Source organism: Mesorhizobium sp. WSM4310 (genome assembly GCF_007003935.1).
GTDB lineage: Bacteria > Pseudomonadota > Alphaproteobacteria > Rhizobiales > Rhizobiaceae > Mesorhizobium.
In genome coordinates this window covers 16741-36068 of record NZ_VFTA01000021.1, presented here as the reverse complement: position 1 = coordinate 36068, position 19328 = coordinate 16741, and the positions used below count along the sequence as shown (strand labels likewise).

Below are 19328 nucleotides of genomic sequence, written 5' to 3'. Positions count from 1 at the left end.
GCCGCCGCATGATGACAGCCATCTATCGCTGGTTCGAGAACTGGGTCTATCCGTTCAGGGAGCCGGCGAATCTTCGGCCGCCGTCGAGTGTCGGCGGCTTTCTGTGGCACTATGTCGGCCAGGCGAAGTTCGCCTTCTTCGCCATGCTGGTCATCGGCGGCATCGCGCCGCTGGTCGAGGCCGGCCTGTTCTACTTCGTCGGGCGGCTGGTCGACATACTCGACCAGCTTCCCGGCGGGCGCAGCTGGCACGCGCTGTGGGCCGCCGCCGGCCCCGAGCTGGTGTTCATGATCGCGGTGGTGCTGGTCATCCGCACCATCGTCGTCGGCCTGTCGGCGCTGGTCGATGAGCAGACGATCACGCCCGGCTTCTACAATCTGGTGCGCTGGCAGGCGCACCGGCATGTGTCGCGCCAGTCCTACGCCTTCTTCCAGAACGATTTCGCCGGCCGCATCGCGACGAAAGTCTGGCAGGCGGGGCAAGCGACCGGCGACCTGATGGAGAGCTTCATCGAGGTCATCTGGTTCATGGTCGTCTACACGGTGACGACGCTGGCGCTGGTCGCCGGACTGGATCTCCGACTGGCGGTGCTGGTGGTGATCTGGATTTCCGCCTTCGGCTGGCTGGCGAAACTTTATCTGCCGGCGATCCGCAAGCATGCCGAGGCGACAGCCGAGGCCGGCTCGATGATCAATGGCCGCATCGTCGATTCCTATTCCAACGTGCAGACGCTGAAACTGTTCTCGGCCGACGGCGACGACCGCTATATCAAGAACGGCTTCGACATCTATCTCGACGCGCTGCGCCCCTTTACCCGCCGGTTGACCGGCGTGCGTATGGCGCTGACGACACTGTCGGGCGTCATGATCACGACGATCGGTTGCTTTGCCGTCTATCTCTGGGTCGAAGGCTCGATCACCGTCGGCGCGGTCGCCTTCACGCTGTCGCTGGTGCTGCGGCTCAACATGCTGCTCGGCCGGGTGATGATGCAGCTCAACGGCATATTGCGGAATCTCGGTGTGCTGGAGAATTCCAAGGCGCTGATCTCGCAGCCGCTGGGGCTTGTCGATGCGCCCGATGCCAGGGAGCTTGTCGTTGCCGGCGGACGCATCGACGTGAAGGGGGTCGAGTTCCACTATGGCAAGGGGTTCGGCGTGCTGAACGGCATCGACCTTGTCGTCAAGCCCGGCGAAAAGGTCGGGCTGGTCGGGCCATCGGGTGCCGGCAAGACCACGCTCGCCAACCTGATCCTGCGGCTCTACGACCTGGAAGGCGGGTCGATCACTGTCGATGGCCAGAACGTCGCCAAAGTCACGCAGAATTCGCTGCGCGCCAATATCGGCGTCGTCAGCCAGGATACGGCGCTCTTCCACCGTTCACTGCGTGACAACATCAAGCTCGGCATGCCGGATGCAACCGACGCCGAGGTGATCGCGGCGGCCAAGAAGGCCGAGGCGCATGACTTCATCCTCGGCCTGCGCGACAACCGGGACCGCGCCGGCTACGAGGCCTATGTCGGCGAGCGCGGCGTCAAACTGTCGGGCGGCCAGCGCCAGCGCGTGGCGATTGCCCGCGTCTTCCTCAAGGACGCGCCGATCCTGATCCTCGACGAGGCGACCTCGGCGCTCGATTCCGACATCGAGGCGGCGATCCAGGAGAATCTCGCCCGGCTGATGGAGAACAAGACGGTCATCGCCATCGCCCACCGGCTGTCGACCATCGCCGCGCTCGACCGGCTGGTGGTGCTCGACGGCGGCCGCATCGTCGAGCAAGGCACGCATGATGAACTGGTGGCACTCGGCGGGCTCTATGCGCGGCTGTGGAGGCGGCAGTCCGGCGGCTTCCTCTCTCACGAGGACAGCGTGCTCGAAGAGACGCGGCCGGCGGAGTAGGCGCATGGGCGGGACGCCGGAAGTCGGTTATGTGCTCAAGCGGCTCCGGCCGACCACGCCGGCCTTCGACAGGCTGAAGGATGAGAGCCGGCTGGAAGGCTACTGGATGCTGGTGCGCCTGGCGGATGGCTGGGCAAGTGGCCGCAACAAGTTCCTCAAGCGGGGCGAGGCGTTGTTCGGGGCGTGGCATGGCGCCGAACTTGCCGGTGTATGCGGGCTGAACATCGATCCCTATGCCGGGGGCAGGGACCAGGGCCGGGTCCGGCACCTGTTCGTCAGCGCGCCTCACCGCCGCGCCGGCCTCGGCCGCATGCTGGTCGAGACCGTCATCGATCGGGCACGCCGCCATTTCACCGCGTTGAACACCCGCGCGCCGCGGGACGCCTTCGGCTTCTATGAAAGGCTTGGCTTTCGGCGCGTGGAAGGCGAAGAATTCGTCACCCACCGCATGCTTTTGGGGAAGGGGAACTGAAATGTCCTTGCGTCCGCCGTCCCGTCTTGCCGGCTCTTCGGCCGCTGAAGCGGCCTTCGACACGCTTGGCCACGAAGTCCTGGCCGAAAAGGCGGCCGCACTCGGCCGCGCCGGCCAAAAGGTCGAGGAAACGCTGGCCATGTTGCGCGACAATGCCGATGAGGAGTGGCGCCCCAAGCTTCTCAAGCAGGCCGCCGAGGCGGTGCACGGCTATTTCATCCAGCGCGAGCTGTGCGGCTTGCGCAAGCACGATGGCGTCATCCGCGAATACGACATCCCCAGGGCCGTGCTGGTCAGGCTCGGCGCCCGCTAGGCTCGGCGCTTGCAGCGCTGATTTCCCTATGGAATCGCGCCAGGCGGATGGCGAGCGCTTCGGGGTTCTCGTCGGCGACGAAGTGCCCGCTGTCGGCTATGACGTCGCCTATGACATTCGAGAGCCCGGCAGCCCGCAGGCCATCGACATAGTCGCCGATCTCGCCGGGCTCGGCCGCACCCCTGAGATACAGCACCGGAACCGCGATCGGCGTGGCGGGCCGCGCGGCATTGGCCTTGGCATCCTCGGGGAAGGCGCGATACCAAGCGAAACCGGCCTGGAGGCTTTCGGGCCGGGAATAGGCCTTTGCGTAGATTTCCCTGGCATCGTCGGGGATCGCGGCCCGATCCTGCGAAAGCACATTGAAGAAGAAGTCGAAATAGGCGCTCTGATGGCCGCTCACCAGCGTTTCCGGCAAGGCCGGAACGGCATGGAACGCAAAGTGCCAGATCTGCGGATTGCGAATGACCTTCTCCCACGGCGCCACGCCTGGAATGACGACATCCATGATCACCGCGCCGCTGAGAATGTCCGGATGGTCGCGCAACAGGGCAAATACGATCTGGCCGCCGACATCATGGCCGGCGACCACGAGGTGCCGCAGCTCGCAAGCCTCGGCGACGCCTCTCATCAGCCTTGCCAGGGTCCGCTTGTCGCCAGCCCGGGGCATGCCTTGTGAGCCACCGATGCAGGGCAGATCGGGGGCGACGACCCGGTAGTCGGCTGCCAGCCGGCCGATCACCCGTTCGAACGCGTAGGAGCTTTGCGGCCATCCGTGCAGCAGGAGGAATGCCGGCGCTTCGGCCGGACCCGCCTCGCGGATGGCAATGCTCAGTCCTTCGATTTCGACGGTCGAGACTTGCATGTCCTGATCCTGCCGACTGCCTCTGCCATAGATCTAGGCGGCAATCGGGAATTCGACAGGGCCTTGAACCGTCACTCGAGCCACTTTGTGATGAACGTGCCGTTCTCGTGAATGTCGGTCGTTTCCAGCGGGCCCGGACCGAGATTGGTGAATTTGTGCGGCGTGTGGGGTGGCACGATGACGATCTGGCCGGCGGAAGCCTCGATTTCCTTGTCGCCCACGGTAAACAGCCCGGTGCCCTGGCGGATGATGAAGATCTCCGCATAAGGGTGGGAATGCAGCCGTGGGCCGCCGCCGACATCGGGCAGGTAGTTGAAAATCAGGCAGGAGCTGGAGCCGTAGGCGCCGCCTTGCAACTCGCCCTTCCAATGGTCGGAGCGAACTGCCCATTCGTCGCGGTCTATGACGTGCGCCATGCGATGGAGGATAGATCACACCGGCGCCCCGTGTCGAGGCAAGCTTGAGCCTTGGATTTTGCTGATATTTCCCGGTTGTTTAGCAGCCTTTTGCGGCCCTCTGCCGTTCCACCGGACAATAGGGGATTTTGTCCCCGCGACAATCTGCCCTTGTGCCTTGAGCCGTCTGGACAAAAACGGGCTTCACGCATAAACCGAAGTCCAAATGCCGGAGGAATTCGCTAGCCTGTTCGCCATGCGCTGTCGGGTTGGCGTGATTGAGCGGGGAACAAGGCTCGGCCACCGGCGCGGAAGAGGCGAAAGGATCAGGCACCCGTGAGCGCAACCGACATCCACGATCCCAATCGTCGAGATTTTCTTTATGTCGCCACGGGCATGGCTGCCGTGGTCGGAGCCGGCGCCGTCGCCTGGCCTTTCATCGACCAGATGCGCCCCGATGCCTCGACGCTGGCGCTCGCCTCGGTGGAAGTCGATGTCGCCTCGCTGACGCCTGGCATGTCGCTGATCGTCAAGTGGCGCGGCAAGCCGGTCGTGGTGCGCAACCGCACCGAAAAGGAAATGAAGGACGGCGAGGCCGTCAACCTCTCCGATCTCAAGGATCCGATCGCCCGCAACGCCAATCTGCCGGCCGATGCGCCGGCGACCGACGCCAACCGCACCACGCCCGGCAAGGAAGCCTGGATGGTGATGGTTCAGGTCTGCACGCATCTGGGCTGCATCCCGCTCGGCCAGGAAGGCGATTTCGGCGGCTGGTTCTGCCCGTGCCATGGTTCGCAATACGACACCGCCGGCCGCATCCGCAAAGGCCCGGCACCGGAAAACATGGCTGTGCCGGTATTCAAATTCATTTCCGATACCAAGATCCTTATCGGTTGAGGCAGGGGATATTTCGATGAGCGAGGGACACTCGACCTATACGCCCAAAACCGGTCTCGGACGCTGGTTCGACGCCCGCATGCCGCTGCCCCGGCTGGTCTATGACAGCTTCGTCGCCTATCCGGTGCCGCGCAACCTCAACTATGCCTGGACCTTCGGCGGCATCCTGTCGATCATGCTGGCGGCGCAGATCCTGACCGGCATCGTGCTGGCCATGCACTACACGGCCGACACCAATCTCGCCTTCGGCTCCGTCGAAAAGATCATGCGCGACGTCAATTCCGGCTGGCTGTTGCGCTACCTGCATGCCAACGGCGCCTCGTTCTTCTTCGTCGCCGTCTACATCCATATCTTCCGTGGCCTCTATTACGGCTCCTACAAGGCGCCGCGCGAGCTGCTGTGGATCCTGGGCTGCATCATCTATCTGCTGATGATGGCGACCGGCTTCATGGGCTATGTGCTGCCATGGGGGCAGATGAGCTTCTGGGGCGCCACCGTCATCACCGGCTTCTTCAGCGCCATTCCGCTGGTCGGCGACTGGATCCAGCAGCTGCTGCTCGGCGGCTTTGCCGTCGACAATCCGACGCTGAACCGCTTCTTCGCGCTGCACTACCTCTTGCCGTTCATGATTGCCGGCGTCGTCGTGCTGCACGTCTGGGCACTGCATGTCGTGGGCCAGTCGAACCCGACCGGCATCGAGGTCAAGTCGAAGACCGATACCGTGGCCTTCACGCCCTACGCGACCATCAAGGACGCATTCGGCATGATCGTGTTCCTGTTCGTCTTCGCCTATTTCGTCTTCTACCTGCCGAACTATCTCGGCCATCCTGACAATTACACGGTCGCCAACCCGCTGAAGACCCCGGCCCATATCGTTCCGGAATGGTACTTCCTGCCGTTCTACGCGATCCTGCGCGCCATCACTTTCAACATCGGGCCGATCAATTCCAAGCTCGGCGGCGTGCTGTGCATGTTCGGCGCCATCGTCATGCTGTTCCTGGTGCCCTGGCTCGACACTTCCAAGGTGCGCTCGGCGGTCTACCGGCCCTGGTACAAGCTGTTCTTCTGGCTGTTCGTGGCCGATGCCATCCTGCTCGGCTGGCTGGGCTCGCAGCCGGCGGAAGGCAGCTATGTCTTTATGGCGCAGATGGCGACGCTTTTCTACTTCGCCTTCTTCCTGGTCGCGCTGCCGGTGCTTGGCCTGATCGAGACGCCGCGCAGGCTGCCGAACTCGATCACCGAGGCGGTGCTCGAAAAGAACAAGGGTGGCAGCGGGCATCCGGCGGGCGCCACGGCCGCGCCAGAGACCAAGGGCTGAGCGGTAGAGAATCTAAGGGGATTTGGCATGAAAAAGATTCTCACCTCGCTGGCGCTGGTCGGCCTTGTGGCCGCCGGCACCGCAGCGTTCGCGGCCGAAGAGGCGCACAACGCCGCGGCACCCACGCATTTCCCGATCGACGAGCCGAAGGAAATGAGCTGGAGCTTCACCGGCCCGTTCGGCACCTATGACAAGGCGCAGCTGCAGCGCGGCCTGAAGGTCTACAAGGAAGTCTGCTCGGCCTGCCATTCGATGAACCTGGTGGCGTTCCGCACGCTGTCGGACCTCGGCTACAACGAAGCCCAGGTCAAGACGCTGGCCGCCGGATACACCATCCATGACGGCCCCAACGACGCCGGCGACATGTTCGACCGTCCCGGCAAGCCGTCCGACCATTTCCCGGCGCCGTTCGCCAATGAGGAAGCCGCGGCTGCCTCCAATGGTGGCGCTGCCCCGCCCGACATGTCGCTGCTGGCCAAGGCGCGCGGCGTCGAGCGCGGCTTTCCGCAGTTCGTCTTCGATATCTTCACCCAGTATGACGCGGGCGGCCCCGACTATATCCATTCGCTGCTGACCGGCTACGACCAGACGCCGCCGGCCGGAATGGTCATTCCCGAGGGCACGCACTACAACCCGTACTTCATGTCCGGCGTGTCGCTGAAGATGCCCAAGCCGCTCTCCGACGGCCAGGTGACCTATGATGACGGTTCGCCGCAGACAGTCGACCAGTATGCCCGCGACGTATCGGCCTTCCTGACCTGGGCCGCCGAGCCGCACATGGAAGACCGCAAGAAGATGGGCTTCCGCGTGCTGGTGTTCCTGCTGCTCTTCGGCGCGCTGGTCTACCTGACCAAGCGCAAGGTGTGGGAAGGCGTGGCCCACTAAGCCGGCGTAGCCAACGACCAAGAAAGGCGCCGAAAGGCGCCTTTTTTGCATGTCCGGCGACAGGCTGTGTCACATGACCGTCACCGCCAACAGCGATCCTGCGCCATTCGCACAAAAGGATCGCACCCATGAAGAAATACGCATCGCTGACAGCCGGTCTGCTGTTGCTGGTCATCGGCTCTGCCGCCCGGGCCGAAGACGCAAAACCCTTCGTCACGTACAAGGACATCGACCTGACGATGATCCTGCCGCCGCCACCGGCAAATGATTCGGCGCAGACCAAGGCCGAACTCGGCGAGGTGCTGACGCTGCAGGTGACACGCACGCCCGAGATGGTGGCCAGCGCCGTCGCCGACTCCGAGGAGAATGTCTGGCGCTTTGCCAATGTGATGGGGCCGAATTTCAACAAGGACAAGCTGCCGAAATTCAGCGCCTTCTTCGATCGCGTGGTCGAGACCGAAGGCGCTGTCGTCGATCCGGCCAAGGATGTCTGGAAGCGCCCGCGTCCGCATCAGCTCAGCGACCTCGTCAAGCCTGTGGTCAAGTTGTCGAGCTCCGGCTCCTGGCCATCCGGCCACGCCACCGTCGGCACCATGATGAGCATCATCCTGGCCGACATGGTTCCGGAGAAGCGCGCCGAGATCATGGCGCGGGCGGCCGAATACGCCCACAACCGTGAGGTTGGCGGTATCCACTATGCGTCCGACGTCGAGATGGGCAGGATTTCCGGCAGCGTCATTGCCGCTGTCCTGCTCAACCGGGACGACTTCAAGGCCGAATACGAAGTGGCCAGGGCAGAGCTTCGTTCCGATCTCGGCATGTAAATTCCGTCAGCAGTCGGCTTCGACGCGAGGGGCGCTCCAGGCGCCCCTTTTCTGTTCACGGCCATGCTCGGCGCGAGTTCCGCAATTAGCCCGTTGGCAGGGCTGCATTGGATTGATATTCGAGGCATAGAAGGGCGGCGAATGCTGGCCTGCCATGGGCCTGGGAATCGATGATGCGGCTTCGTGACTGTCATAACTTTTCCGATTTCCGCCGCATGGCGCAGCGAAGGCTGCCCGGGCCGATCTTCGACTACATCGATGGCGCGGCCGACGACGAGGTCACCTATCGCCGCAACACCGAAAGCTTCGAGACCTGCGACCTCGTTCCCAACGTGCTGCGCGGGGTGAGCGAGATCGACATGTCGGTGACGGTGATGGGGCAGAAGCTGGCGATGCCGTTCTATTGCTCGCCGACCGCCCTGCAGCGGTTGTTCCATCATCAGGGCGAGCGCGCGGTGGCCAAGGCCGCCGCCAAATACGGCACCATGTTCGGTGTCTCTTCGCTTGGCACGGTCAGCCTCGAGGAGGCGCGCGGGATCAGTGCCAGTCCGCAGGTCTACCAGTTCTACTTCCACCGGGATCGCGGCCTCAACCGGGCGATGATGCAGCGGGCGAAGCAAGTTGGCGTCGAGGTGATGATGCTGACCGTCGACAGCATCACCGGGGGAAACCGCGAGCGCGACAAGCGCACCGGCTTTGCCATTCCCTTCAAGCTCAACCTCGCGGGGATGGCGCAGTTCGCGCTCAAGCCGGCCTGGGCGATCAATTATTTCACCCATGAGGGGTTCAAGCTGCCGCAGCTCGACGAACATGTCGACATGGGCGGAGGCACGATGTCGATCAGCCGCTATTTCACTGAAATGCTCGACCCGTCGATGACCTGGGACGATGTCGCCGAGATGGTCAGGCAGTGGTCGGGCCCGTTCTGCCTCAAGGGCGTCATGTCGGTCGAGGACGCCAAACGCGCCGTCGAGATCGGCTGCAGCGGCATTGTGCTTTCCAATCATGGCGGCCGGCAGCTGGACGGCTCGCGGGCGGCATTCGACCAGTTGGCCGAGATCGTCGATGCCGTCGGCGACCGGATCGACGTCATCATGGATGGCGGCGTAGAGCGCGGCACGCATGTGCTGAAGGCTCTGTCGCTCGGCGCCAAGGCCGTCGGCATCGGCCGTTACTATCTGTTTCCGCTGGCGGCGGCCGGCCAGCTGGGTGTCGAACGGGCGCTTGAACAGATGCGGGTCGAGATCGAACGCGGCATGAAGCTGATGGGCTGCAGTTCGATCGGACAATTGTCGCGCGAGAACCTGCGCTTCCGGTGACCAGCAGAGGATCGGCGCGGACGGTCACTGCGCCTGGCCAGGCCAATCCTTTGCCGGACGCGCTTGTCTCGGCCGCCACATCGCGCTAGCCGTTGTCGGTCGCGTCGCGCTACGATCAGCCTCCCGCGCGTTCCAAACCTGTCAGCTGGATCATCCGGAGCCGCCTCATGAAACCTTCGCTCGAAGACACGCTGCTGGCGGCGATCCGCACCATCCCGGATTATCCCAAGCCCGGCATCCTGTTTCGCGACATCACCACCCTGCTTGGCAATGCGCGCGCTTTCCGCCGCGCCATCGACGAACTGGTGCATCCCTATGCCGGCCAGAAGGTCGACAAGATCGCCGGCATCGAGGCACGCGGCTTCATCCTGGGCGGGGCCGTCGCCCACCAGCTTTCGGCCGGCTTCGTGCCGATCCGCAAGAAGGGCAAGCTGCCTTTCGAGACGGTGCGCGTCGCCTACAGCCTGGAATACGGGCTGGACGAAATGGAAATGCACAAGGACGGCATTTCCCCAGGCGAAAAGGTGATCCTGGTCGACGACCTGATCGCCACCGGCGGCACGGCGGAAGCGGCGGTCAAGCTGCTGCGCCAGATCGGCGCCGATATTCTTGCCGCCTGCTTCGTCATCGACCTGCCCGATCTCGGCGGCCGCGCCAAGCTCGAGGCGCTTGGCGTGCCGGTAAGGACGCTGATCGGGTTCGAGGGACATTGAGAGGCGGTTCTTCCTTCTCCCCTTGTGGGAGAAGGTGTCGCCGAAGGCGACGGATGAGGGGTGTTCCAGGGAACGCCAACGCCTCACTCCGCTGGAACACCCCTCAACCGTCTCGGCGCTGCGCGCCGATCCACCTTCTCCCACAAGGGGAGAAGGAAGGGGCGTTGCGGCTACTCTACCTTCACCAGCACGGCGCTTTCAAACTCCAGCACCTTGTCGCCGGTCGAATCGAAACCTTCCGCGCGCAGCGACAGCATTCGCCAGCCGGGGCGCGAGGCGATGGCGCGATGGGACAGCGCGGTGCGGCTGAAGGTGACGGTCTCGCCGGCATGGACCGGCTTCAGCCACTTCAGGTTCTTGAAGCCGGGCGAGGGGCCGAATTCCGGGGCCGGGCCGGGGCCCTTCCAACTGGCCCCCTCGGCATCCATGCTCGCTTCGAGGTTGAGCTTCATCCAGGTGGCGGCGGTGTGCCAGCCGGAGGCGCAAAGCCCGCCGAGCACGCTCTTCCTGGCGGCCGCCTCGTCGATATGGAAGATCTGCGGGTCGTATTTGCGGGCGAACGCCTTGATCGCCTCGGGCTCGAATGTGTGCGAGCCCAGCGTCATCGTGGTGCCGATGCGGAAGAATTCATCCAGGGTCATGCCTGACACCCCGCGGCATCGCGCGTCAGGAACATGACGGAATTCTCAAGCTCGAAGACGCTTTCGCCGCGCTGGTTGACCAGTTCGCTGCGCATCGTGATGAGGCCGAGTTGCGGCTTCGATCGCGACAGGCGTTTGGCCAGGACAACCAAATTGCCTCTGAGCGTATCGCCAGCCAGGACCGGCTTCTTCCATTTGACCTGGTCGACGCCGGGCGCGCCCTGGCAGGTGGAGTCCAAAAGGAAGGCATCGCACAGCATGCGCATGAACATGGCGCAGGTGTGCCAGCCCGAGGCCGAGAGGCCGCCGAGGATGCTGGCCTTGCCGGCTTCCTCGTCGAGATGCATCGGCTGGGCATCGAATTCACTGGCGAACTCGATGATCTCGGCCGCGCTCACCTGTTTCGTGCCGAGGTCGAACGAGGCGCCCTCGACGAAATCCTCATAGGCCCATGTCTTTGCGCTCATGTCGGCAATCCGGTCAAATCCCAAGGATCGGGCAACCCGGATGCAGGCCGGCAGCGATTTGGTCAAGTCCTTTCTGGTGAGCCAGCCTGAGGCAGCCGGCGCCGGCGGCAGCGGTCAGAGCCAGCCGCGGCGGCGGAAATACCAGAAGGGCAGGATCGCCGACAGGATCATCAGGCCGATGGCGAAGGGATAGCCAAACTCCCATTTCAGCTCGGGAATGACGTCGAAATTCATACCGTAGATCGAGGCGACCAGTGTCGGCGGCAGGAAGATGACGGCGGCGACCGAGAAGATCTTGATGATGGCGTTCTGCTCGATCGAGATCATGCCGAGCGTGGCGTCGAGCAGGAAGGAGATCTTCTGCGACAGGAAGGTGGCGTGGTCGGCGAGCGACAGCACATCGCGCGACAAGGTCTTGATGCGGGCGCGGACATCCTTGCTCATCTTGGTCTGGGTCGCGACATGGGCGAGGAAGCCGGCAAGGCGCTGCAGCGAGATCAGGCTGTCGCGCACGGACGAGGCGATATCTTCCTTGCGGCCGATGGCTTTCAGCAGTTCCTGGAAGTCGCGGTTGCGCTTCGACACCTTGGTCGAGCGCGCTTGGAAAATGTCGCGCGAAATCGTCTCGATATCGCGGCCGGCGCGTTCGAGGATGTCGGCGAGACGGTCGACGATCGCTTCTAGGAGGCCGATCAGGATGGTGTCGCCGCTGGTGCAGCCGGTCGCCACCTTCTCGGCGCGCAGCGGGAAGGTCTTGAAGGCCTTGGGTTCATGATAGCGAATGGTGATCAGCCTGTTGCCGGCGAGCGCGAAGGTGACGGGCGACATCAGGGGATCGTCGACCTCGGTCTGGGCAGGCAAGGTGGCGGTCATGAAGTAGGCGCCATCCTCTATGTAGAGGCGGCTGGAAATCTCGATCTCCTCCATCTCCTCGCGGGTAGGGACGGCGACGCCGAGCCAGTTCTCGATGGTGGCCTCTTCTTCCTTGGTCGGACTGATCAGGTCGGCCCAGACGACCCTGTCGCCATCGGCCAGCAGGTCGTCGACGACGCGCAGGCGATCATTGTCCACGACAAATGCCTTGATCATCGCCAGATCTCCCCTGCGAAGGTTCGTTCGGATTGCGCGTCGTGTCGGATTGCACGGCTCTTCGTCGCGTGCGCGACCGTGTGCCAGCCGCTTAGACCCGTGCCATGACAAAATCAAGACAAGCGTCGGGAGCCGGGCCGGGATCGCCGCTCATAAGAACTCGTCGAGCAGCCGATACCAGGAAAGCTTCGCCGGCTCGGTTTCCGGCGGCCCGTACCGTTCGATAAAAGGCTCTATCCAGCCCGAGCCGAGATTGTAGTGGATGCTCCGGCAGGCGAGCACCAGATCCTGGTGGCGACCCGCCAGGCGTCAGGTATTGAACTTGAACAGCATGATGTCGCCGTCCTGGACGACATATTCCTTGCCTTCGTCTCGCGCCTTGCCGGCTTCCTTGGCCGCCACTTCGCCGCCCAGCGTGACGAAGTCGTTATAGGCGATGGTCTGGGCGCGGATGAAGCCGCGTTCGAAGTCGGTGTGGATGACGCCGGCGGCCTGCGGGGCCTTGTCGCCCTTGTGGATGGTCCAGGCGCGCGTCTCCTTCGGCCCGACGGTGAAATAGGTGATGAGATGCAAAAGCTCATAACCGGCGCGGATGACCTTGTTGAGGCCCGGCTCGTCGAGGCCGAGCGAGGACAGGAATTCCATCTCTTCCTCGTCGGAGAGCTGGGCGACTTCGGCCTCGATCGCGGCCGAGATCACCACCGTGCCGGCACCCTGCGCGGCAGCCATCTTTTCCACGGCCCTGGTGTGCTCGTTGCCGGTCGCGGCATCGGCCTCCGCGACATTGCAGACATAGAGCACGGGGTGCGAGGTCAGCAGGTTCAGGCCCTGCAGGATGCGCAAATCTTCCGCCGAGATGCCCTTGAGCAATATACGGGTCGGCTTGCCGGCCTGCAGCAGCTCGAGCGCCGCCTCCATCATCGGCAGCACGGTCGTTGCTTCCTTGTCCTTGCTGCCGGCGCGCTTACGGATCTGGACGATGCGGCGCTCGAGGCTGTCCAGGTCGGCGAGCATCAGCTCGGTCTCGACCGTCTCGGCGTCGGCGACAGGGTCGATGCGGCCCTCGACATGGGTGATGTCGTCATCCTCGAAGCAGCGCAGCACATGCACGATGGCGTCGACCTCGCGGATGTTGGCGAGGAACTGGTTGCCCAGCCCTTCGCCCTTCGAGGCGCCGCGCACCAAGCCGGCAATGTCGACGAAGGAGATGCGGGTCGGGATGATCTCCTTGGACTTGCCGATGGCCGCGATCTTCTGCAGGCGCGGGTCGGGCACCGCCACCTCGCCGGTGTTCGGTTCGATGGTGCAGAACGGATAGTTGGCGGCCTGCGCCGCCGCCGTCCTGGTCAGCGCGTTGAAGAGCGTCGACTTGCCGACGTTGGGCAAGCCAACGATGCCGCATTTGAAACCCATTTTGTCCAGTCCTATCGGGAAAAGCGAAATTTGATGAGGGCTATGGGCGATAGGGGTGATCAACGTCAAGCCCTGTAAGGCCGCATGCGTGCGCGCTCAGTCCTTGTTGCCGAAGAGTTTCTTCAGCATGGCGGCCATCGGGCCGGATTCCGGCAGTTTGGCGGGCGCCTGCTGCGGGCGTGCCTGGCGGATGTGGCTCTGTTGCTTGGGGGCTTGGCTCGACGCGGGCTTATCGAGTTCCAGAACCGTCTTGCCCTGGACGGCCAGGGCGGCCTTGTTCATGAAGCCGGATTCGTCGCCCTTGACGATCATGGCGGCGTTGTCGGCGATCGCCTCGAGCAAGGGATCGAGCCATTCGCGGTCGGCCTTGGCGAAATCGCCGAGCACATGGTGCTGGACCATTTCCTTGACGCCGGGATGGCCGACGCCGATGCGCACGCGACGATAGGTGTTGCCGACATGGCCGTCGATCGAGCGGATGCCGTTGTGGCCGCCGGCGCCGCCGCCGGTCTTGATGCGCAGCTTGCCTTCGGCAAGGTCGATCTCGTCATAGAAGACAGTGAGCGCGGAAAGCTCGAGCTTGTAGAAGCGCAGCGCCTCGCCGACCGACTGGCCGGACAGGTTCATGAAGGTCTGCGGCTTGATCAGGATGATCTTTTCGCCGGCAATCGTGCCCTCGGCGATCAGGCCCTGGAATTTCTTCGACCAGGGCGAAAAGGAATGGCGGCGGGCAATTGCGTCCGCCGCCATGAAGCCGACATTGTGCCGGTTATCTGCGTATTTCGCGCCCGGATTGCCGAGGCCTGCAAAGACAAGCATCGTCTGCTCCGGGCGGGAAAGAGTTACTTCTCTTCGGCGACAGGTGCCGCTTCAGGTGCAACCACCTCGGCCGTCTCTTCGACCTCCGGCTTCATCGCCGACGAACCGGCAATGGTCGCGATGGTGAAGTCGCGGTCGGAGATGACCGGCTTGACGCCGGCCGGCAGCTTCACCGCCGAGATGTGGATCGAGTCGCCGATGTTGGTGCCGGTGAGATCGATGGTGATGAATTCCGGGATGGCATTGGCCGGGCAGTGGAACTCGACTTCGTGACGCACGATGTTGAGCACGCCGCCGCGCTTGATGCCGGGAGACTTGTCCTCATTGATGAAGTGGACAGGCACGTCGACATTGACTTCGGTGTCCTTGCCGATGCGCAGGAAGTCGACATGGACAGGGAAATCCTTGACCGGGTCGAGCTGGAAGTCCTTGGGCAGGACCTGGATCTTCTTGCCGTCGACATCGATCGTGGCGACCGTGGTCAGGAACCCGCCGCCGTGGATCTTGTAGTAGATGTCCTTGTAGGTGAGAGCGATCGCCAGGGGAGGCTGCTTGTCACCATAGATTACTGCAGGCACTTTACCGTTGCGGCGAACTGCACGGGCGGACCCCTTACCGACCTGTTCGCGCGCTTCGGCCTTGAGCTCGTAAGTATCGTGGCTCATGGCTTTTCCTTTCGCGTGTTATGGAGCGTTTGCGGAGGGCAGATTGCCCAAGCCGAAAACGTCGAAAGCCGCCAGACCTCGATGTCCGAATGAGGGCGTCCGCTTTGAGACGGAGCTTTGTTCGGGATCACAAGGGAAGGCAGCCTTCCGCCGCGTTGCCTCCAAGGGTGTCTACGCGGGTGGCGGCTCTATAGCGGAAGGTGGCGAGAGGCGCAAGCGGTCGGGCTGGAAGGCATGAAGGGCAGATCGAGGACCGATCTTCGTCTGACAGTCCGCCGGCAGTTGCCATGTCTGCGGTGGGCAACCAGCGATGGCAGTCATCTTTGCCGCGGCATATGTTTAGACAGCCAGCGGCGAAGCTTTTGGATCAAAGTGCGTTTGACTCGCGCTCGGGAGCTGATTTGCACGCGCCAGTCCGGAATATCAATCTCGGATTCCGAGCTCGCCGCACGGACCTTTTGCGCCAACCACGTCATGTCAACGAGCGCGCATCCATTGGCCAGCAACCGGTTGGTGAGCATCAGCTCATTGAGAATAGCCCGCGCCTTGCTTTCGAAAAACGGCAGCGTTTCAGGTGTGAGATCGAACCTTGAATGCCAGATTACCTCTTCGCCGTCGCCGGTAAGCCAATGCAGCAAAAACTGCTGATATGCTTGCGAGATCGGTGCGTCTTCACGGAAGGGCTGTCGAGGGTTGCCGCTAAAAATCGGCGCGTCCCTGCCGACGCTTACCAGGGATCCCAGGCTGCTGAGTTGCCGCGGGGTCATCAGGATGAACGAGCTGCGGAGCCAAGCCTGCGAACCGATTCCGAAAATCGAGAAGGCCTCGCGGCGAGAATCAATGCAACCCAGCGCTCCCTGCAAACCAAGCAACGACCGCAACGAGCCACCATCAATCAATTTGAGATGGTCAGATGCGGATGCCGCGAAAGCCGAAGTGGCCAAGTGGACCAGATCATAGTGATGAAGTTTGGCGCCGGTCTGATTGATGCCGCGGTCCCACGCGGAGAATTCCCAATCTTCGTTCGACGCGCCGATCAGTTCGACGCCGAGGTCCAAATCAGAGCCATGACCGACCGGCAGCGAATTGTCGATCACGAGCATGCGATGCACAACGTCCGGCATCTGGTGGGCGAACATAGCTCGCAAGTCCTGCCACGCGGTCGGATACTTCTCGGTCCCGTGACGCACCAGAAGGGTCAGAACACGAAGCGGCTGGGCGTGCATGGCGAATCCAGAAAAAGCGCAGAGAACGCAAGCAAGTCTTGGGAATTTCTCCACTGCCGGAGGTCATGACGAAGCCATTTATCCTGGGGCTGCTGACACCCATTCATCTCATCTTCGCCGCGGCATTCCCTACAGCAGAATCGAGAGCCCTATAGCAGAATCGAGAGCGTGTGGGTCAATTCCCCGTAACGCCTCATGCTCGAAATTTCGTTTCGTGCCAGCCTGGGCACGAGAGGCGAACCAAGGAGCATTTCGATGCCGTGCGAGCGCAGTTCAAGCCGCGCCGAGGCACTCAAGCTTCAGCCGGTGGCTACCGATCGCCGCTCAACGCATCGCGCAGCGCCTGGATTTGCCGGTTCAGCGCATCGAGCTCCGCCAGCGTCATGCCCGAGCGCTCGATCAAGGTCTCGTTGAGGCAGGTGCATTGGACGAGCAGCGCGCGCCCGGCCGATGTCAGGTCGACCTGGACCTGGCGCTCGTCCGCCTGGCTGCGCTGGCGGGTGACCAACCCGGCCTGTTCCATGCGCTTCACCAGGGGGGTGACGGTGCTCGATTCCAAAGCAAGCCGATGAGCGACCCTGCCGACCGACATGCCGTCGGCCTCGCCCAGCGCGTTGAGCACGAGATATTGCGGATAGGTGATCCCCATCTCGTCCAGCATCGGCTTGTAAGTGCGGTTGATCGCCATCGAGGTGGCGTAGAGCGTGAAGCAGAGCTGATTGTCCAAAGGGAGTGGCACGACGCGTTCCTTGTTTGCCGACGTAGAAATTCAATACCACGAAAAATGATATCGCGATACATATTTCTATGGACAAGGCTTTAGGGTTGCGCTAGCGATATAAATGTCGCGATATTGTTTATCGTGAAAAACAATTAAAGGAGATTGAGATGGCCTCGCAGACGAAATCCGGTTCCGGCAGCGGCACGATCACCACCAAGGACGGCACGCAGATTTTCTACAAGGACTGGGGAACCGGTCAGCCCGTCGTCTTCCATCATGGCTGGCCGTTGAGCAGCGACGACTGGGACGCACAGATGCTGTTCTTCCTGGCACAAGGCTACCGCGTCATCGCCCATGACCGGCGTGGCCATGGCCGCTCGACGCAGACGGACACCGGAAATGAGATGGACACCTACGCCGCCGATGTCGCTGAACTCGCCGCGCATCTCGGCCTCAAGAACGCTATCCATGTCGGCCATTCGACCGGCGGCGGCGAGGTGGCGCGCTATGTCGCGAAGTACGGCTCAGGTGGCCGCGTCGCCAAGGCGGTGCTGATCGGCGCGGTGCCGCCGATCATGCTCAAGACGGCGGCCAATCCCGGCGGCTTGCCGATCGAGGTCTTTGACGGTTTCCGCTCCGGCGTCGCAGCCAACCGCGCCCAGCTTTACCGGGATGTCCCGGCCGGCCCGTTCTATGGCTTCAACCGTCCGGACGCGGCAGTGTCGGAGGGCGTCATCGGCAATTGGTGGCGCCAGGGCATGATGGGCGGCACCAAGGCGCATTACGATTGCATCAAGGCTTTCTCGGAAACCGACTTCACAGAGGATCTGAAGGCGATCGACGTGCCGGTGCTTGTCATGCATGGCGATGATGACCAGATCGTCCCGATCGCCGACTCAGCGCTGCTGTCGATCAAACTGCTCAAGAAGGGCGAGCTCAAGGTCTACAAGGGTTTCCCGCACGGCATGGCGACAACCCACGCCGATGTCATCAACGCCGACCTGCTGGCCTTCTTCAAGGCCTGAGTTCTCTAAGAAAAAAGGGGCACCCGCCATTTGGCGGGTGCCTTTCCGTATCCGTTCGGGGGCAGCCGAAGCTAGGCTGCTGCCAGCGCCTTCCGGGCTTCCTTCATGTTGGGCAGGAACACCGTCAGCAGGCCCAGGAACGGCAGATACGAGCAGATCTGGAAGACGAAATCGATGCCTTTCATGTCGGCGACGACGCCGAGCACGGCCGCCGCGATGCCGCCCATGCCGAAGGCGAAGCCGAAGAAGATGCCGGCGATCATGCCGACGCGGCCCGGCACCAGTTCCTGGGCGAAGACGACAATGTTGGAGAAGGCCGACGACAGGATGAGGCCGATCAGCACGGTGAGCACCATCGTCCATTCCAGATTGGCGTAGGGCAGCGCCAGCGTGAAGGGCAGCACGCCGACGATCGAGAACCAGATCATCGCCTTCTGTCCGTAGCGATCGCCGAACGGGCCGCCGAGCAGGATGCCCAGCGCCGAGGCGCCGAGGAACAGGAACAGCATCACCTGGCTCATCTGCACCGACACCCCGAACTTATGGATCGAGTAGAAGGTGTAGTAGCTTGCAAGGCTGGCGATGTAGGCGTTCTTGCTCAGCACCAGCAGGGTCAGCACGATCAATGCCCACATCACCTTGCGGCGCGGGAAGGGCAAGACGAAGCTTGCCGCCTTGCGGGTGCCTTGCGCGGCGCGCAGGCGGCTGTACCAGCCGCCGACCTGCCACAAAACGACGATGCCGATCAGCGAGCCGACGGCGAACCAGGCGATGCTGGTCTGGCCGAACGGCACGACGATGAAGGCGGCCAGCAGCGGCCCCATCGACTGGCCGAAATTGCCGCCGACCTGGAACAGCGACTGCGCCAGGCCAAACCGGCCGCCCGAAGCGAAACGCGCGATGCGCGAGGATTCGGGATGAAAGATCGCCGAGCCGATGCCGATCAACGAGGCGCCAATCAGCAGCAGATAATAATGCCCGGCATAGGCCAGCACGACCAGGCCGATCAGCGACGAGGCCATGCCGTAGGGCAGGGAATAGGGCATCGGCCGCTTGTCGGTGATCATGCCGATCACCGGCTGCAGCAAGGATGCCGTCACCTGGAAGGTGAACGTCAGCAGGCCGATCTGCCAGAAATCGAGGCCGTAATTCTGTTTCAGAAGCGGATAAATGGCCGATAGCAGCGACTGCATGATGTCGTTGATGCAATGGCAGAAGCTCACCGCCAGGATGACGGTGAAGGCCGTCGCCTGGGCTGAGGCGTGACTGGCGGTCGCTGGTGACGCGACGCTGGCGGCTGTCGTATCGGTCAAGGCAGGCTCCGTGGTCTTTTTGGCGGGCACGCCCGCGGGCAATCTGGCGGACGCTC

General features: G+C 63.0%; 21 protein-coding genes. 10 read left to right on the top strand and 11 right to left on the bottom strand.

All coding sequences use genetic code 11. The features are described from left to right. The first annotated feature begins 8 nt into the window (after window positions 1-8). From FJV80_RS21610 to FJV80_RS21600, 3 genes are read left to right on the top strand one after another with little or no spacing between them, the layout of a single operon-like run. Window positions 9-1892 (top strand): ABC transporter ATP-binding protein, encoded by a 1884-nt coding sequence (locus FJV80_RS21610; protein ID WP_142877368.1) that lies wholly within the window; start codon window positions 9-11, stop codon window positions 1890-1892. Window positions 1893-1896: 4 nt separating this feature from the next. Then, window positions 1897-2364 (top strand): GNAT family N-acetyltransferase, encoded by a 468-nt coding sequence (locus tag FJV80_RS21605; RefSeq protein WP_095773520.1) that lies wholly within the window; start codon window positions 1897-1899, stop codon window positions 2362-2364. A gap of 1 nt (window position 2365) precedes the next feature. Next, window positions 2366-2677, top strand: coding sequence for a DUF6665 family protein (locus tag FJV80_RS21600; RefSeq protein ID WP_142877367.1), 312 nt, complete (start codon window positions 2366-2368; stop codon window positions 2675-2677). Here FJV80_RS21600 and FJV80_RS21595 read toward each other — a convergent pair. After that, a complete protein-coding gene (locus FJV80_RS21595) occupies window positions 2658-3542 on the bottom strand; it encodes an alpha/beta hydrolase (RefSeq protein ID WP_095773522.1) in 885 nt (294 codons plus the stop codon). The two genes, FJV80_RS21600 and FJV80_RS21595, sit on opposite strands and share 20 nt — an antisense overlap. 71 nt (window positions 3543-3613) lie before the next feature. Continuing rightward, window positions 3614-3958, bottom strand: a complete 345-nt coding sequence (locus FJV80_RS21590; protein WP_095773523.1) for a cupin domain-containing protein — start codon at window positions 3956-3958, stop codon at window positions 3614-3616. 315 nt (window positions 3959-4273) lie between these two features. Between FJV80_RS21590 and petA the strand changes: the two genes are divergently transcribed. The 6 genes from petA (at window position 4274) to FJV80_RS21560 (ending at window position 9893) form a co-directional block, all read left to right on the top strand. Continuing rightward, window positions 4274-4834, top strand: coding sequence for a ubiquinol-cytochrome c reductase iron-sulfur subunit (gene petA, locus FJV80_RS21585; protein WP_010911121.1), 561 nt, complete (start codon window positions 4274-4276; stop codon window positions 4832-4834). Between the two features lie 16 nt (window positions 4835-4850). Then, window positions 4851-6152 (top strand): cytochrome b N-terminal domain-containing protein, encoded by a 1302-nt coding sequence (locus FJV80_RS21580; RefSeq protein ID WP_095773524.1) that lies wholly within the window; start codon window positions 4851-4853, stop codon window positions 6150-6152. A 27-nt stretch (window positions 6153-6179) separates the two neighbouring features. Next, window positions 6180-7037 (top strand): cytochrome c1, encoded by an 858-nt coding sequence (locus FJV80_RS21575; RefSeq protein ID WP_095773525.1) that lies wholly within the window; start codon window positions 6180-6182, stop codon window positions 7035-7037. A 128-nt stretch (window positions 7038-7165) separates the two neighbouring features. Continuing rightward, window positions 7166-7861 carry a phosphatase PAP2 family protein gene (locus tag FJV80_RS21570; protein ID WP_142877366.1) on the top strand — a complete coding sequence of 232 codons (696 nt, stop codon included), beginning with the start codon at window positions 7166-7168 and terminating at the stop codon, window positions 7859-7861. A 173-nt stretch (window positions 7862-8034) separates the two neighbouring features. Beyond that, window positions 8035-9180: an alpha-hydroxy acid oxidase gene (locus FJV80_RS21565; RefSeq protein ID WP_179301085.1), complete on the top strand. Its 1146-nt coding sequence runs from the start codon at window positions 8035-8037 to the stop codon at window positions 9178-9180. Window positions 9181-9347: 167 nt separating this feature from the next. Continuing rightward, window positions 9348-9893, top strand: a complete 546-nt coding sequence (locus FJV80_RS21560) for an adenine phosphoribosyltransferase (RefSeq protein ID WP_027047299.1) — start codon at window positions 9348-9350, stop codon at window positions 9891-9893. 170 nt (window positions 9894-10063) lie between these two features. Here the strand turns inward: FJV80_RS21560 and FJV80_RS21555 are convergent, their stop codons facing one another. The 8 genes from FJV80_RS21555 to FJV80_RS21515 all read right to left on the bottom strand — a co-directional run bounded on the left by FJV80_RS21555 (window position 10064) and on the right by FJV80_RS21515 (window position 16952). Further along, window positions 10064-10534 (bottom strand): MaoC family dehydratase, encoded by a 471-nt coding sequence (locus FJV80_RS21555; protein WP_095773528.1) that lies wholly within the window; start codon window positions 10532-10534, stop codon window positions 10064-10066. Further along, entirely contained in the window at window positions 10531-11001 is a 471-nt protein-coding gene (locus tag FJV80_RS21550; RefSeq protein ID WP_142877365.1) for a MaoC family dehydratase, read from the bottom strand. Before FJV80_RS21550 ends, FJV80_RS21555 begins: the two co-directional genes overlap by 4 nt. 114 nt (window positions 11002-11115) lie before the next feature. Then, window positions 11116-12090, bottom strand: coding sequence for a magnesium/cobalt transporter CorA (corA, locus tag FJV80_RS21545; RefSeq protein WP_140889002.1), 975 nt, complete (start codon window positions 12088-12090; stop codon window positions 11116-11118). Between the two features lie 309 nt (window positions 12091-12399). Further along, on the bottom strand, window positions 12400-13503 hold the full coding sequence (gene ychF, locus FJV80_RS21535; RefSeq protein ID WP_019860664.1) for a redox-regulated ATPase YchF: 1104 nt from the start codon (window positions 13501-13503) through the stop codon (window positions 12400-12402). 96 nt (window positions 13504-13599) lie between these two features. Next, the gene (pth, locus tag FJV80_RS21530; protein ID WP_142877364.1) at window positions 13600-14322 is read right to left on the bottom strand and encodes an aminoacyl-tRNA hydrolase; all 723 of its coding nucleotides are present in this window, start codon (window positions 14320-14322) and stop codon (window positions 13600-13602) included. Between the two features lie 23 nt (window positions 14323-14345). Then, a complete protein-coding gene (locus FJV80_RS21525) occupies window positions 14346-14987 on the bottom strand; it encodes a 50S ribosomal protein L25/general stress protein Ctc (RefSeq protein ID WP_142877363.1) in 642 nt (213 codons plus the stop codon). 317 nt (window positions 14988-15304) lie between these two features. Beyond that, window positions 15305-16213: a hypothetical protein gene (locus FJV80_RS21520; RefSeq protein ID WP_142877362.1), complete on the bottom strand. Its 909-nt coding sequence runs from the start codon at window positions 16211-16213 to the stop codon at window positions 15305-15307. 310 nt (window positions 16214-16523) lie between these two features. Next, window positions 16524-16952 carry a MarR family transcriptional regulator gene (locus tag FJV80_RS21515; RefSeq protein ID WP_095789063.1) on the bottom strand — a complete coding sequence of 143 codons (429 nt, stop codon included), beginning with the start codon at window positions 16950-16952 and terminating at the stop codon, window positions 16524-16526. Between the two features lie 149 nt (window positions 16953-17101). Between FJV80_RS21515 and FJV80_RS21510 the strand changes: the two genes are divergently transcribed. Further along, on the top strand, window positions 17102-17959 hold the full coding sequence (locus FJV80_RS21510; RefSeq protein WP_142877361.1) for an alpha/beta hydrolase: 858 nt from the start codon (window positions 17102-17104) through the stop codon (window positions 17957-17959). Window positions 17960-18030: 71 nt separating this feature from the next. Here the strand turns inward: FJV80_RS21510 and FJV80_RS21505 are convergent, their stop codons facing one another. Beyond that, window positions 18031-19272 (bottom strand): MFS transporter, encoded by a 1242-nt coding sequence (locus tag FJV80_RS21505; protein WP_185975245.1) that lies wholly within the window; start codon window positions 19270-19272, stop codon window positions 18031-18033. Between the last annotated feature and the right edge of the window lie 56 nt (window positions 19273-19328).